At 47.2% G+C, this 15,325-nt stretch carries 8 protein-coding genes; 2 read left to right on the forward strand and 6 right to left on the reverse strand.

What is annotated here, in order from left to right; genetic code table 11:
- Nucleotides 1–148: 148 nt before the first annotated feature.
- Entirely contained in the window at nucleotides 149–6,553 is a 6,405-nt protein-coding gene (locus KJS94_RS08740) for a T9SS type A sorting domain-containing protein (protein ID WP_214447605.1), read from the forward strand.
- Between the two features lie 97 nt (nucleotides 6,554–6,650).
- Entirely contained in the window at nucleotides 6,651–8,600 is a 1,950-nt protein-coding gene (locus KJS94_RS08745) for an adenylate/guanylate cyclase domain-containing protein (RefSeq protein WP_214447604.1), read from the forward strand.
- On the opposite strand, the gene KJS94_RS08750 is transcribed toward KJS94_RS08745, so the two are convergent.
- The 6 genes from KJS94_RS08750 to KJS94_RS08775 form a co-directional block, all read right to left on the reverse strand.
- Complete coding sequence (locus KJS94_RS08750; RefSeq protein WP_214447603.1) at nucleotides 8,597–10,327, reverse strand: vWA domain-containing protein; 1,731 nt, start codon at nucleotides 10,325–10,327, stop codon at nucleotides 8,597–8,599. The two genes, KJS94_RS08745 and KJS94_RS08750, sit on opposite strands and share 4 nt — an antisense overlap.
- Nucleotides 10,328–10,427: 100 nt before the next feature.
- On the reverse strand, nucleotides 10,428–10,967 hold the full coding sequence (gene hpt / locus KJS94_RS08755; RefSeq protein WP_214447602.1) for a hypoxanthine phosphoribosyltransferase: 540 nt from the start codon (nucleotides 10,965–10,967) through the stop codon (nucleotides 10,428–10,430).
- A gap of 4 nt (nucleotides 10,968–10,971) precedes the next feature.
- Nucleotides 10,972–12,237: a glucosaminidase domain-containing protein gene (locus tag KJS94_RS08760; RefSeq protein ID WP_214447601.1), complete on the reverse strand. Its 1,266-nt coding sequence runs from the start codon at nucleotides 12,235–12,237 to the stop codon at nucleotides 10,972–10,974.
- A gap of 8 nt (nucleotides 12,238–12,245) precedes the next feature.
- Nucleotides 12,246–12,884, reverse strand: coding sequence for an O-methyltransferase (locus KJS94_RS08765; protein WP_214447600.1), 639 nt, complete (start codon nucleotides 12,882–12,884; stop codon nucleotides 12,246–12,248).
- 144 nt (nucleotides 12,885–13,028) lie between these two features.
- Nucleotides 13,029–13,724 (reverse strand): LOG family protein, encoded by a 696-nt coding sequence (locus KJS94_RS08770; RefSeq protein WP_214447599.1) that lies wholly within the window; start codon nucleotides 13,722–13,724, stop codon nucleotides 13,029–13,031.
- 102 nt (nucleotides 13,725–13,826) lie between these two features.
- Complete coding sequence (locus KJS94_RS08775) at nucleotides 13,827–15,281, reverse strand: sodium:solute symporter (RefSeq protein WP_214447598.1); 1,455 nt, start codon at nucleotides 15,279–15,281, stop codon at nucleotides 13,827–13,829.
- Between the last annotated feature and the right edge of the window lie 44 nt (nucleotides 15,282–15,325).

Raw genomic sequence — 15,325 nt, forward strand, 5'->3', positions numbered from 1 at the left:
CCAATCCTACTCAAGAATCGGTCGAGCCCGGAGGTAGCCTAATTCCCTAACAATCCGGATATTCCTGCATACCGCTCTTTACCGTTCACAATGCTTACCTGTATTTTAAAGTGTGGTGTCAGTGGTATCCTGGACAACCTAACACACGATGAAGACATTAAACCGCAAGTTTAAAAGGAACCTGCTATTGCCTTTTTTACTTATCCTAGGTTCATTTGGCGGAAAGCTATCTGGACAACAACTGAAGCCTTCTGATTTCGTGCTTTATGGCCGTGATGCAGTACAGATCAGCACTTCCAATTCTATAACAGGAAATGGTAATGTTGGTTCAGGGACCCTGATACGTTCTACCGGTAACGTGCTATTTTCAGGAGGACTGCACAGTAACGGCCGGATAGAACTGGCCAATGGCAATACCGTTAATGGAAGAATATCGGCAGCCAATACAGTACAACCGCCCTTTACTGGTAATATCCTGCAAACAGGAACCGGGGCTATCCTTAAGGGGGATATCTATGTTAATGGTAACATCACTATTGGAGGGGGAACATTATCAGGTGTGGTTTATCAACCCCTCGGAACTTTTACCTATTCAGGCCCGGGCACAGCCCAAAAGATCGCAGACTTTGCTACCAAAATCCCTGCTATAGGAGATTTTCCTTCCCCTATTACCTATCCCTCCAACCTGCCATCTGTAACGCTGCAGGCCAACCGAAATGCAGACCTGCTTCCCAATAGAAGGTATAATACCATTTCACTTTCCGGTAACCGTACCATCACTTTTAAGGGACCGGGTACCTATGTGATCGATGCCATTACCCTCACCAATTCCAACAGGTTCATTTTTGATTTTACCGGAGCGAATGCAAGCGATAAATTCAATATCGTTGTATTGGGCAATATGCTATTGGATAAGGTGGCCACCAGTTTTACCGGTCTTCCATCAGGATCAACCAATGTCACCGCAGCAACCCGGATCTTTACAGAAGTGAGGGGTAGTGGAAACAGTTCAGGCATCAGTTTCCTGGTTGCCAATGGATCAAGCTCTTCCCAATCAAGATGGTTGGGTACGGTATGGGCCCTTAATGGCTCCATCACCTTAGGCTCCGGGACAGGTAATACCGATTTCACCGGCGCCCTTTGGTCCAACAGGACCGTAACCATCAACAGCGGCGTAAACGTGGTATATTCCCCCCTTATCACTGAATGTACTTCAACAACAGCTGCTATTAATGCGGGTGCGGCAAGCGCCAATATTTCCTGTGCCGAAACATCCATCCAACTGACCGGCACCACCAATATTTCCAACCCTGTTTACAGCTGGTCAACCTTGGACGATAAAGGCAATATCATACCCGATAACGATAATAATCCCGCCACGGTACAGATTACTACGGCCGGTATTTACCGATTGACCGTTACCAATGCTGCGGGATGCTCAGCAACCGATGACATCACTGTTACCTCCTGTATCAACAACGCTGTTACCTCCAACCCGTTCAAGGTATTTACTGTGGTGGATGCTATCCTTACTGAACTGATCAACCCCAATTATACCGAACAACAGAAAAAGGAACTGTTCATTTTCGACCCAACTAATCCAAACAGGGTCTTGATCGAAGCCATCCTGATCGCCAAGAATGGCAATTTCAATGAATCCAAGAACTACCTGTACTTTAAGATCAATTCTTCTGCTACGGTAAATGAAAATGATCCAAGTGCCAGGTTTAAGACCCAGGGCATCAAAAATGACCCTACCTATTACATTATTACCGGCTTCTTCCCGATAGCTGAATTGACGGACCTGAACACCAGGCCAGACCTGTTCAAATATGTCAGGGCTGTAAACCCACCGATCGGTTTGAATACGGTGGAAGAGTTCGGCGGGCAATTCAGGACCGGTGGTGACAGCAGTTCCGGTGCAAGGGCTATGAGGTTAGGCTATGGAATTCTTGGCGATACCATCAAAGGCAAAGACGGACAACCCAAGAAGCTTAAGATCGGTGTGCTTTCCGACAGTTACAATATGCTGGATGGCGTTATTAAGGATCCCACCCAGCCAGCGCCTCCAACCAGTGCTGCCGGCCTGGACATCAGCCGGAAAGACCTACCTGCAAAAGGAGTAGAATTGCCAGATGGAGACTACCCCTTCCCTGTCCCCAAAACAGATGAAGGAAGGGCCATGTTGCAGATCATTCATGAAATGGCTCCCGGTGCAGACCTTGCCTTCCGGACGGGCTTCATTTCAGAGGGAGATATGGCCGCAGGCATCAGGAGTCTCAGGACATCAGGTTGCGATATCATTGTGGACGATATTACTTATGCTACTGCCCCATTCTTCAGGGATGGCCTGGTAACACAGGCTATTAAGGATGTTACTGCCGATGGCGCTATATATTTTACTTCAGCCGGGAACTTCGGCAATAAATCATATGATGGAACCATTCCGGCATCCTTACAGAATGGTAAGGCTAACTTTTTCAATGGCACCGATTCTATCCAGCAGATCCGTGTGAACAGGAAAGGAAGCTACATGATCATCCTCCAGTGGCAGGATGAGTTCTACTCTGCTGGCGAAACCAATGGAACCAATTATGACCTGGATATTTACCTTACTGATATCACCGGTAAGAATATCCTTGGTTACAACCGGAATAATGAAGGTTCAGACCCATTGGAAATCCTTTCCTTTGAGGTGGACAACCCCACTACGGTTTTCCTCAAGGTGGTGAAGGCCAAAGGCCCTTCTACCCCAGCGGATATCAAGTACAAATACATCATCTTCAGGGGAAGCGCCCAGATCCTGACCTCACCCAACCAGAATCCTTCTACCATCATTGGCCACGCCAATGCTAAAGAAGCACTTACCGTTGGTGCGGTGCAGTTCAACCTTACCCCAACCTTCGGGGTTACGGATACTGTAAAGGTTGAATCTTTCTCTTCATGGGGTGGATTCCAACCATCTGCCAATGGCCCAGCTAACCGCAAGCCTGATTTCTCTGCCCCCGATGGAGTGAATACCAGTGTAAACCTGGGTACTTATGCAGACATTCCCAACGGTCCCCTCGGTCCGAATGGATTGCCTTATAAAGACCCTTATGAGATTGAGAATACCCCCTACTTACCATTCTTTGGAACCTCGGCTGCAGCCCCGCATGCAGCAGGCGTTGCGGCTTTGCTGATGAATGCCAGGTGGAAGTTCAACCCGTCCAAGGACCGGTATACCTACGCCAGCCTGAGGGATACGCTGCAGAAACATGCATTCGACATCACTTATGCCGGTGCTACCCCTGGCTTTGATTTCAGGAGTGGTGCAGGTTTGATCGATGGCTACAAGGCATTACTGGCAGAAGCCAATCCCAAGCCGGTTCTGATCAAAATACTTTCTGTAGATACCACCAGCCAAACACCGGATGGAAAGATCGAGGTAAAAGTGTTTGTAGAAGGGGATTACCTAACCTCCTCCTCCTACCTGACCATTGGCGGGGTTGAATATAAGGATGGACAAACCATTGTTGACCTGGTGAACAAGACCCTCACTGTTCTTATTGACCAGCTGGAAGGCAATCCGCCGATCCAGGTATGTAATGATGCCAGGGCCACCGGCGATGGTGGTTGCTCTACACCTGTATCACTATTGGACAAGCCCAAGGTGAAAGTGAGTATAAGTCCGCTTCCAAGTACAGCGGGCGGCAGCATACAGTATGGACAGGCATTCCCCACTTTTTCCTACCAATTGAAGATCGGCGAAGAGATCATTGACAATGATGCGGAACTGGCTGCACTTGGCTATACCAGGGAAGAACTCGGCCTAGAGGCTAATGGAGTAAGTACTGTAGGATTCAATATTCCCCCGCCGGATGAAAACGGACTTTACCCGGTAAAAGCAGGTGGACATATTGTTACGCCATTTATCCAGGGATTCCAAAATGGTATTCCATCGGCATTTGGTCTCAACTTTGATTACGACCTGAACCCTATCGCTATCCTGGTAGAAAAGCTCAAGATCAAGATCACGCCGAATAACCAGACCATTACTTATGGCTCCGAGCCATTACCTGTCACCTTTAAATACGAAGTGGGTACAGGAGTGGTCCTCAGCAACCTGGTTGATGGCACTACCATTACGGATAAGGTAGCAGCAGAGCATAATAAATACATTAATGAGACCAATGCTTATGCCCTACTCAGTGGCGACCTGAATGCCTTTACGAATGATCCCAACCTCTACAATAACCTCGCCTTAATGGTAACCGATGCCATTATAGCCAAGGCTAACGGAACAGGTACAGTTCGATCCAATGGAGGTGGTACTGTCCGGTCAAATGTTGTTGACCTTTCAGGAGCTGCCATTGAAAACTTCTTCCTCAGCAGGGCATTCCTCCTCGCCAATGGCGGAGGCGCATCCAGGGCCAATGGCGTTCCGTACGAACTGGCCAGATGGGCCAATGGCGGCGGAACCGTACGTTCCAATGGAGCTGGCGCTGTTCGCTCCAATGCCATGGTAAATGCAGAAGCCATGATCAACGGATTTGTTTCCTTCAATGGCCTGCCTCCGGGTGAACTGAATGCCGATGCCAATGGCATCCGCAATGTGTCTGGTGGTAATGCTGCTGTAGCAAATGGCACTGGTACCACAAGGGCCAATGGTACGGTAAGGTCTAATTATATCATGTTTGAGGATATTACCCTGAATGGTGCAGGTGCAGTAAGGGCGAATGTGGTGGTGAATGCGATTGCCTATCCATTTGCCAACCTGATACCCGAATTGAATGGTGGCGGAACGGTAAGGTCCAATACAGTTGAATCCTATCTTGACCCGGATCCAAACCGTCAGATCAATGTAGTAAATGGCTCTGGAACTGTAAGGTCAAATACCGGGGAAGAGATCAGTATTGCCAATTACAACCTGTTCTCTGCCAATTCCAACAACAATGTTGCGGTATTGGTGGACGACCTTGATATCCTGCTTGGCTATGCAACCGGTTACAAGTCGATCAATATGTTTACCGGCCTGACAAAGGGTAAGCACAAGATCATACCGGGAGCATTCCTGCCCACCAATGATAATTTTGAGATCACTTACGGCTTTGGTGAACTTACCGTAAATGATGTGGCATTATCCGCTGTTGTAGATAATAAGCAGAAAAACTTCGGCGACACCGTGATCTTTACGGCACAGGTGACAGGATATGTAGTGAATCCAGAAACAGATAAAATTGATAGTGCAGGTGGAATTGTGTACACCATCCTTGATAAGAATAACCAGGTTGTTCCATCAACAAGGCTTACACCTGCTGGCACGTATACCATCAGGGCCACCTTCCAGGATCCGGCCAATTACGACACCTCTTCTGTTAATGGTACCCTGAGGGTACTGGCCAGCAACCTGACCGTAGCCATGGGTGAGGATACCTATTCCATCAGGAAGGGTGAAGCCTTACCGGTGTTCAGTTCTACCATTACCGGACTGATCGCACCGGATGTGATCGCTGATGAAACCTATCTCATCCTGAATAGTACAACAAGACAGGTGGCCACGCAGCCATTGTCTGCAGGGCAATACCTTGTAACAAGGAAGATTGATATTGGCAACCTGCCCAACCTGGCAAACTACTCGATCATCGGTGATACTGCTATCCTTACGGTTGATAAGGCAACCCTCAGGGTGAAGATGGATAAGGATATCTATTTCAACTTCAAGGGAGATCCATTACCAGCCTTTAGTTCAACAGTAACCGGACTTGTAGCGCCTGATGCCATTGCTGATAATACCTATGTTATCATTGACAGCATTACCAAAAGGGTAGTACAGCCACCACTTTCAGAAGGTCACTACCTGGTAACCAGGAGGATCAATGCTACCAACCTGACCAATTTCAATGACTATATCATTGAAGGTGATACGTCTACCTTCTACGTTAACCCTGCAGGAGGTAATACCAGATCAATAAGGCCAAGCCTGGTTTGTATTGAAGTGATCAATGGAGGCAGCTACCAGTACAGGGCAAGGTACTCTTACCAGAACTTCAACAGTTCAGAGGTTTATGTACCACTTGGTGATGACAATAAGATCATCGTATCAGCTGGTGCTAGTTATTCAGGCAATCCGCCAGAAGTATTCCTGCCGGGAACATATGAGTTCACGATTGACTTCAATGGCAACAAGATCACCTGGTTCCTGTCTACTTATGAGAAGAACAAGAAGTCAGCCGCATCCAGCGATGCCACTTCAACTTCCAATAAGTGTAATTCCAACGGTGGTGTAGCCAATAGCCAGCTGAGGGAAACCAATACCGAGATCGCTGTCAGGGAGACCCTTTATCCCAACCCGGCCAACGCCCAGGTTTATGTCGAAGGAGACTTCAGCAAACTGACAGTAAAAGACTTTATGATAATGGATGTACTGGGTCGCCAGCTCAGGCCACAATCCATCCAGTTGCTGTCGCCAAACAAAGCAAGGATCGAAGTATCCAACCTTGGCACCGGACAGTACTTCATTTGGGTGAACACCCAGAAAGGAAGAAAGGTCTTTAAGTTTATTAAACAATAAACAACAAGTATTAAAAAGAAAAGGGGACGCAGGTCCCCTTTTCTTTTTAATGGCATTCCAATTATTCGTAATTTAAAAAACCAGAAACCGTAGGTAAATGTTATCGAGATCACTTATCCTTATAGTAAGTATGCAGTTGTTGTTTAGCATTTCATTTGGACAGGACAAGTTCAGGGACAGCATGCTTGCCGTAATTGCCGTACAAAAGGAAGACACCAATAAAGTAAACCTCCTCAATAAACTTGCCTATGAAACCAGACAACAGGATCCTTCTTCCATAGATTATGCCAAGCAGGCATTGGTGCTGGCAAAAAAGCTCAACTACACGATTGGCCAGGCGCAAAGTTTAAAAAACATCGGGTTATTCTATATTATCAAGGGAGAATATGTTCCAGCACAAGAATATTGCGAAAAAGCATTGGCGGAATTTACCAAGGCTAATGACCTGGTAGGTGAATCCAATATCCTTAACAATCTTGGGTCCATCCAATTCAATATGAGTAATTATTCCAAGGCCATGGAATATTACATGAAATCCTATGAGGTGGCCCAACTGGCGAAAGATACCTTTCGGATCGCAACAGTACTAAACAATATCGGCATCATCTATCTTGACAAACCCTCCACCAGGAACCTGGCAATCGATTACATCAACCAGGCGTTGGAGATGGGCAAGAAGATCAACGACCGTGGCAATATGGGTTTATCCTATATGAACCTCGGGGATGTATATTTTGCCATGGGTAATGATTCTGCTGCATTCTATAATTATATTAAGGCAACTGAAGTCTTTCACCCCAAAGATGAAATGTTCGGCTATATCCTGAACAGCATTGGTAACCTTTACCTGAAAAACAACCAGGGTGATCTCGCCCTTAAATACTACGAGGAAGCATTGAAGAAAAGTGAAGAACTGGGAATTAAGATCTATATGGCACAGTCCGCGCTATCCCTCGCCGAATATTACATCAACCACAATGACCCCAACAAGGCAAAACAGTACTTTGAGAATGCACTTGTATATGCCATGGAAATGAAGGCAGGTGCAGAGTTAAAAAGGGTGTATGGCGGACTTTCCAGGATCTATGCCGGCAGGGGGGATTTTGCCAAAGCCTATGATTTCAACAATAGGGCACTCCACCTTACTGACTCATTGTCAAAATTTGACGCTGATAGCCTCAGGCTGCAGTACTCTGTTGGATTAAAAGAGAAGGAGATTGAACTGCTTACCAAAGACAAGGACCTCCAGGAACTGGAGATCAAGCGCCAGAAGATCGCCAAGAACGCGTTAATGGCCGGCCTTGTAATGGTATTCGTCATCATCTTCATCCTTTATCGCGATTACCGCAACAAGATCCGGATCAACAAAATACTTGATAAACAAAAAGAAGAAATTGAAGGATTGTTGCTGAATATTCTCCCCGCTGAAGTAGCGCATGAACTGCAACGTGATGGTGCTGCCACGCCAAAATATTTTGAGCACGCAGCAGTACTATTCACAGACTTCAAGAGCTTCACTAAAATGGCGGATGTGTTGTCGCCGCAGGAGTTGGTTGCGGAATTGAACGAATGTTTTATGGCATTCGATGACATCATTGAAAAATACAGCCTGGAAAAGATCAAAACAATTGGGGACTCCTATATGTGTGCCGGAGGCATCCCTACACCAGATCCAGACGCCACCATGAATATGATCAAGGCCAGTTTTGATATCATTGAGTACCTCAAGCACTGGAACAAGAAACGAATCGAAAAAGGAATGACCCCTTGGGAATTAAGGATCGGAATCCATGTAGGCCCCCTGGTGGCTGGAGTTGTAGGAAAGAAGAAGTATGCTTATGATATCTGGGGCAGTACCGTAAATATTGCCAGCAGGATGGAAAGTGCAGGGGAACCGGGCCAGGTGAATATATCAGCAAGCGTTTATGAGCTGATCAAACATCGCTATGATTGTATTTACAGGGGTAAAATCTCAGCAAAGAACATTGGTGAGATCGATATGTATTTTGTTAATCAGGAACCAGCGAATGAAGCGAAGATCGCTTAACGGGCCCCGCCCCTTCCCCGGGCCTGCTTGCCTTTCACATAGATTTTTTTCGCCTTATCCACCAGGGATACAAATTCCTGTTGAACCACATCATCCGGGGAGGCCGCAGCAGTAATGATCGTTTGGAGTCCTATCCAGTCTTGTTGCTTTACAAAATGGGAGCCCTTCAATAATGACCCGAATAATGCCACGCCACAAGCCATCCGATAGCTGGAAGGCAGTTGGTTGAAATCCTGCCTGTTCACGACTATGGGATAATTGAGGGAATGCCTGGCTGAGTCGCTGGGATTCCTGTACTGTATGGCCAGGTCAGCAATCTTTTCCATCCCATTCAAGCTGTCTGCTGTCGGCTCCAATTCAAAAATAGCAAAGGTCGTATGGCCCGACCCCAGTTCCCCCCCTTCCAGTACACTGGAGGTATCTGATGCCGCAGCCTTCCGGTTATCAAATCCAATTAACCTGTAAGCATTCACTTTCTGTGCATTGAAGCGGATATTGAGCAATGCATCATCCACAACAGTGTACATCGTTTGTGTCAGCTCTTTGACCAAAACCTTTTCTGCCTCTTTCTCATCATCCAGGTAGGCAAAATTGCCATTACCCTTTTTGGCCAGTACCTCCAATTTCGAATCCTTGTAATTCCCCATGCCCACCCCAAGGCAGGTGAGGTAAATACCTGACTGCTGTTGCTGGGAGATCATCTTCTCCAACTCTTCTTCACTGGTCTGGCCAATATTGAAATCGCCATCAGTGGCCAGGATCACCCGGTTGTTGCCACCGGGAATGAATTGGCTGCGGGCCAACCGGTAGGCTGTCAAAATTCCTGACTCACCGGGTGTTGCCCCTCCAGGATACAATTCTTCAATGGACTTCCTGATCTTTTCCTTTTCCACACCAGAGGTTGGGGTTAACCAAACACCAACCGTACTGCCATAAACAACGATGGATACAGTATCCTCCGCCCTCAGGTTTTCCACCATCAATTTAAAAGCAGACTTCAGCAATGGCAGCCTGTTTGGCATGTCCATGGATCCCGACACATCTATCAGAAAGACCAGGTTACTGGGCGGCACTTTTCCCATGTCAAGCTTTCGAGCGCAAGATTTGATATACAACAACTGATTACCCGGGTTCCAGGGGCAATCAGATAAGGCAGACGAAAAATGAAAGAGGCTGTCACCGGTTGGTGCTTCATAGCCAAAATTGAAATAGTTCAGCATTTCCTCGATCCTTACGGCATCAGGGGGTACCGTACTACCCATATTAACAAAACGCCTGATATTGCTGTAGGATGCTTTATCCGTATTGATCGCAAAGACCGTTTCCGGAAAATCTCGGGCATGCTGGAACTCATTTTCAACCAATGTACTGTAAGTCTCCCCTCCAACGGTCCAGGTAGTGGACTTGGTATCACCGGTAAGGTTACGTGTTACAGACATCAACCTTTTCTGCCGGCCACTTGATTTTTTGGGAATAGGTTTCAGGGAAATAGTAGCATACACTTTGGCATCGAGGAGAATGGTAGTGGGCAAATAACCGTCAAGGGAAATTGAAAGCGAGTCCTTGTCCCTGACAGAAGTGATCCCGAATCCGCCATAGGTTCCAGAATAGTAGATAAACCCTGAAGAATGAAGCATGAGCCTGGCATTGGCTAGCGGCTTCTGGGTATCGTCCTTTACCTCACCCCGAAAGTAATATTGGGCATTTAAGGGCAAATAAACGATCAACAGCAATAATATTGCGCAAGCAGTTTTCAATGGGAGTATTCCTTCCGAAATTTACAATTTTCCTCCCTGATATTCAAGCGAAAAAACTGCTTTAGTAGATTTACTGCTCCTTTAGCTGGTAAATTTCCGGTATGTTCCGACCCAATCCATCATAATCCAGGCCATAACCCAGTACGAATTTATTGGGAATGGTAAAGCCCAGGTAATTGATCGCTATGGGGTATTGGGTGGCTTCAGGCTTATGTAACAGGACAGCCAGGGCCAGTGAAGCTGGTTGCTGGTGCATCAATTGGGGAAGGAACTCGTTCAGTGTCTTACCTGTATCTACAATATCCTCGATGATGATCACATGGCGGTCATGAATATCCTGGTCAAGCCCGATGGCTGTAATGACCTGGCCGGTTGATTTGGTGCCCTTGTAGGAAGCCAGTTTGATAAAACAGATCTCCGCATCGATGCTCACCTCTTTAAAAAGGTCAGCAGCAAACATGAATGAGCCGTTCAGGATGGCCACGAAAAGGGGACGCTTGCCTTCATAATCCTTATTGATCTGTGCTGCTATCCTTTCAATTTGCGCTTTGATATTCTCCCTTGTCAAATAGGGTTCAAACTCAAGATCCTTTACTTTGATGATGGCCATGTACTTAATTGGTATAAATGATTAGTTCCTGTCCCATCTTGAGTGCATTAGCATTCAGCTTATTCCACTCTTTTATCTTTTCAACACTCACCCCATATTTGCGGCTGATGCCATAAAGGGTCTCCTTACTTTGCACCACATGCCTGACAGCAGTATTATTGGAGGTTTTTTCCGGTTCATTTTGAACGACAGTTTTCTGAACGACAGCTTGTGATTCTCCGGTATTCACCACTGCCACCACCTGGCTGGCTCCACCAGTTCCTGCCAGCATCGGGCGCACCGAAGCTTTCTCCTGCAGGTATAGCCGCTCCCCGATTGCAGGCTCCATTCCCTCTTCCAGGCGGTTCAACTCCAGGATACTTTCATACCTGATACCTTCTGCCTGGCAGATATCGTAAAGGGTTTCCCCTGCCTGTACAATATGGAAAAGGTTCTTCGCTATTTTACGTTTGCGCTGCAGGAAGATGAGTTGGTCCATGGCGAGGATATCCCCTTCCCCCTGGGTCATATCATTGAACTCTAAAAGCCTTCCGAGCGTCAGTCCATGTTGGGAAGCCACTGCCAGTAAAGATGTTCCTGCTTTTACATAAGTAACCCTGGCACCATTGATCTCAAATACCCCTTCAGGATAATTGACAGCGGGCAGTGGATTGATCGCAGGAGCTTCGGATTCATAGGGCCCTTTTGCAATGCTGTTTTCTTTTGAACCGGTATTGCCTCCACCTGCCAGAACCTCATCTGAAGGTTGGAGCTTACCCAAAGCGATCAGGCTGTACTGCTGGAGGTTGTAGGTCTCGATCAGCCTGATCAGTAGTTGGGAATATTTGATATTGGTGGCATAGCCGGCCTTCTTCAGGCCATATGCCCAGCCTTTGTAATCGGTAGGGTCGAGACTGAACAAGAAGGCATAGCGCTGACTATTCTTGAGGAAGTTGGAATGATCGCGGTAGGAATCCAAAGCACTGGCATAACTCCTGAAACATTCCCCCCTGGCATCATCATCATGGTAAACCTTATCGCCTGTCCAGTTGGACTTACACTTGATGCCAAAATGGTTATTGGAGCGGGAAACGAGGTCACTTTTACCTGCCTCGGTCTCATGGATACCCTGGGCGAGTTTGATAGCTGCCGGCACGCCGGTGCGTTGCATTTCTTCCATGGCCAGGGCCTTATAGTTGTCAATATAGGCCTGAACATCGGCACTCTTCTGCGCCTTTGCCGCCAGGATGACCAACAGCATAGCCAGTAAAAATGTGTATCTGCGAATCATAAACATCTTCAGTTTTTCTGGATCAACAATAATCCATCCCTTACGGTCAGCAACACCTTCGACACCCTTTCATCCTTTCGCACATGATCATTGAAAGCCTGGATGGCTTTTGCATTCTTGCCTTTTACCTCTTCTTCCAGCACCTGGCCATGGAAAAGGACGTTGTCGGCAATGATCAATCCCCCCTTCCTCAACCTGGGCAAGACCAACTCATAATAATCGATATATCCCACCTTATCGGCATCGATGAACACCAGGTCCCATATCGGTTCAAGCCGGGGGAGTATCGACCGGGCATCGCCAAGGTGCAAAATTACCTGATTGGCTTTGGGCGACAAGGAAAAATTTTGCCTTGACCGTTCTGCATCTGCTTCACGGATCTCAATGGTATGCAATTGCCCACCATCCACAAGGCCTTCTGCCAGGCACAAGGCACTGTAGCCCGTAAAGGTCCCGATCTCCAGGATAAACCGGGGCTGCATTAACCGGCTGACCATGGCGAGGAAGCGGCCCTGAACACGCCCGCTCAGCATGTGCGCCTGGGGGTGTTCGCGCTGGGTCCTTTCCTCGATCCCCGCTAATAGCGGCCGGTCGGTGTCGGTAAACGCTTCGGCATACTCATTGGCCCTGGGTAAAATAAAATCCACCTTGTCTTTTTACAAAGGTAAGGCCAAAAGCAGGATATCAGGACCTAATCACTTGACAATCAGCCCTGATATCCGGGGACCAGGACAAGGAAAACTACTGCCAGCTCCTTCCTGATGAAGGCTAAGCCTTTCATTCCCAAAGCCTTAGAAGTTAGGCTGAAGGGGATGTTTACTGTAGAAATGCAGCACATGGTCTGCCACCTCGTCCGCTGTATCCACTACTTTCAAGAGCTCCAGGTCTTCTGAATTGATGTATTTCTCTTTCTGCATGGTGGTCTCCAGCCAATGCATCAGTCCCGACCAGTATTCACGGCCCACCAGGATGAGGGGAACCTGCAACATTTTTCCGGTCTGGATCAGGGTGGCCACTTCAAAGAACTCATCCATGGTACCGAAACCTCCCGGCATCATCACAAAGCCCTGGGAATATTTGGTGAACATGGTCTTTCGCACAAAGAAGTATTCAAAATGGAGGCTGCATTCGCGATCGATATAAGGGTTGGCCTGTTGTTCAAACGGCAGTTCAATATTCAGGCCAACGGATTTACCACCTCCCAGCTGGGCACCCTTATTAGCGGCTTCCATAATGCCTGGCCCGCCACCGGAAATGATACCGAAACCTTCTTCAGCCAGCCTTTTGGCGATATCTACCGTTCTTTCATAAGGTTCCTGGCCTGGTTGGGTCCTGGCAGAACCAAAAATGGAAATACAGGGACCGATCTTGGCCAGTGCCTCAAATCCATCAACAAACTCCGCCATGATCTTGAAGATCTGCCAGCTAGAATGCGCTTTTGATTCACTCCACCGACGCTGCTTAGACATTCTGATAGTGTCATTCATAGTCTTCTATTTAAGGTTTGGAGACAACAATGCCATCAGGTGGATACCATGATGGCATTGAGATTCTTTACACTATTAGAACGTTATAAAACCAAGCTTAGTTTATGCGATAGCCTGTTTTTTGGAAATGCTTAACAGCCCAAGGAAGGTAAGCAGGCCGTTGATGAGCAGCAATTCAATACCAATCTGGAAGCCGCCGAACCAATTAGCAGCGTTCTTGCTGATCAGGTAACAGATGGCAGGGGCAATAAGGCAAATGACCGTAACCATCAGGTTGTCAGGGAAGGTCCGTTTGGTAAGTATGCCAAAGGCAAAGAGGCCAAGCAAGGGCCCATATGTATACCCTGCCAGGTCAAGGATCACCCCGATAATGGATTTGTTATCGATCACTTTGAAGACGAGAATGCATATCATGAAAACAACGGTAAAGGTCAGGTGAACGGTCATCCTGGTCCTTTTCTGTTGCGCATCGGTCATATCCTTACGACGGCGAATGCCCAGGATATCGATGCAGAAAGAGGATGTAAGTGCGGTCAGGGCCCCATCGGCACTTGGGAAGAGCGCGGAGATCAGGGCAATGATGAAAATGATGGCGATGGCATTGGGCAAATGACTCAATGCAATGGTTGGGAACAGGTCATCCCCTTTTACATCGAGACCTTTATTGGCAGCATAAACATAGAGCAAGCCACCTAAAAGCAGGAAGAGGAAGTTTACAAAAACGATCACCACGCTGAAGGTCATCATGTTCTTCTGTGAATCCTTCAGGTTCTTCACGCTGATATTCTTTTGCATCATCTCCTGGTCCAGTCCGGTCATGGCAATGGTGATACAAGCGCCGCCAATCAGGTGTTTCCAGAAAAACCCTTTGCTATTGGGATCCCAATCAAAAACATTGGTGTAGCCTTTGGAGGACAATACACTCATGGCCTCACCAAATCCATAACCAAGGTTATTCATGATATAAAAAACACAAACCACCAGGCCCAACAGCATGAAACTGGTTTGAAGGGTATCAGTATAAACGATGGTCTTTACCCCACCTTCGAAAGTGTACAACAGGATCATGAGCAGGATCACCATGGCAGTAACCCAGAAAGGAACACCCAAACGATCCAGGATGAACAACTGCATCACGTTGATCACCAGGTAGAGACGGGCAGTTGCCCCAACTGTCCTGGAGATAATGAAGAACAATGCACCTGTCTTGTAGGCCGTGAATCCAAATCGCTGCTGAAGGTAATTATAAATCGATGTCAGGTTAAGCCGGTAATAGAGAGGCAACAATACATAGGCGATCACCACATAGCCGATCAGGTAACCAAACACAACCTGCATATAAGAAAATGCATTGGTTGCTACCGTACCGGGAACAGAAACAAAAGTTACCCCGCTCAGGGATGTACCGATCATGCCGAAGGCAACCAGCATCCAATTCGAATTCTTATTACCGATAAAGAAGCTTTCATTGTTGGAGTTGCGCGAGGTGTACCAGGCCACAGCCAGCAGTAAGGCAAAGTATGCCAGGACAAAGGAGAAAAGCAGGGTTGGTGACATGCTATTGTTGTTTTATAAACCGGATCAATAAAGATGTACAAATA

The sequence above is a fragment of the Flavihumibacter rivuli genome (assembly GCF_018595685.2).
Lineage (GTDB): Bacteria > Bacteroidota > Bacteroidia > Chitinophagales > Chitinophagaceae > Flavihumibacter > Flavihumibacter rivuli.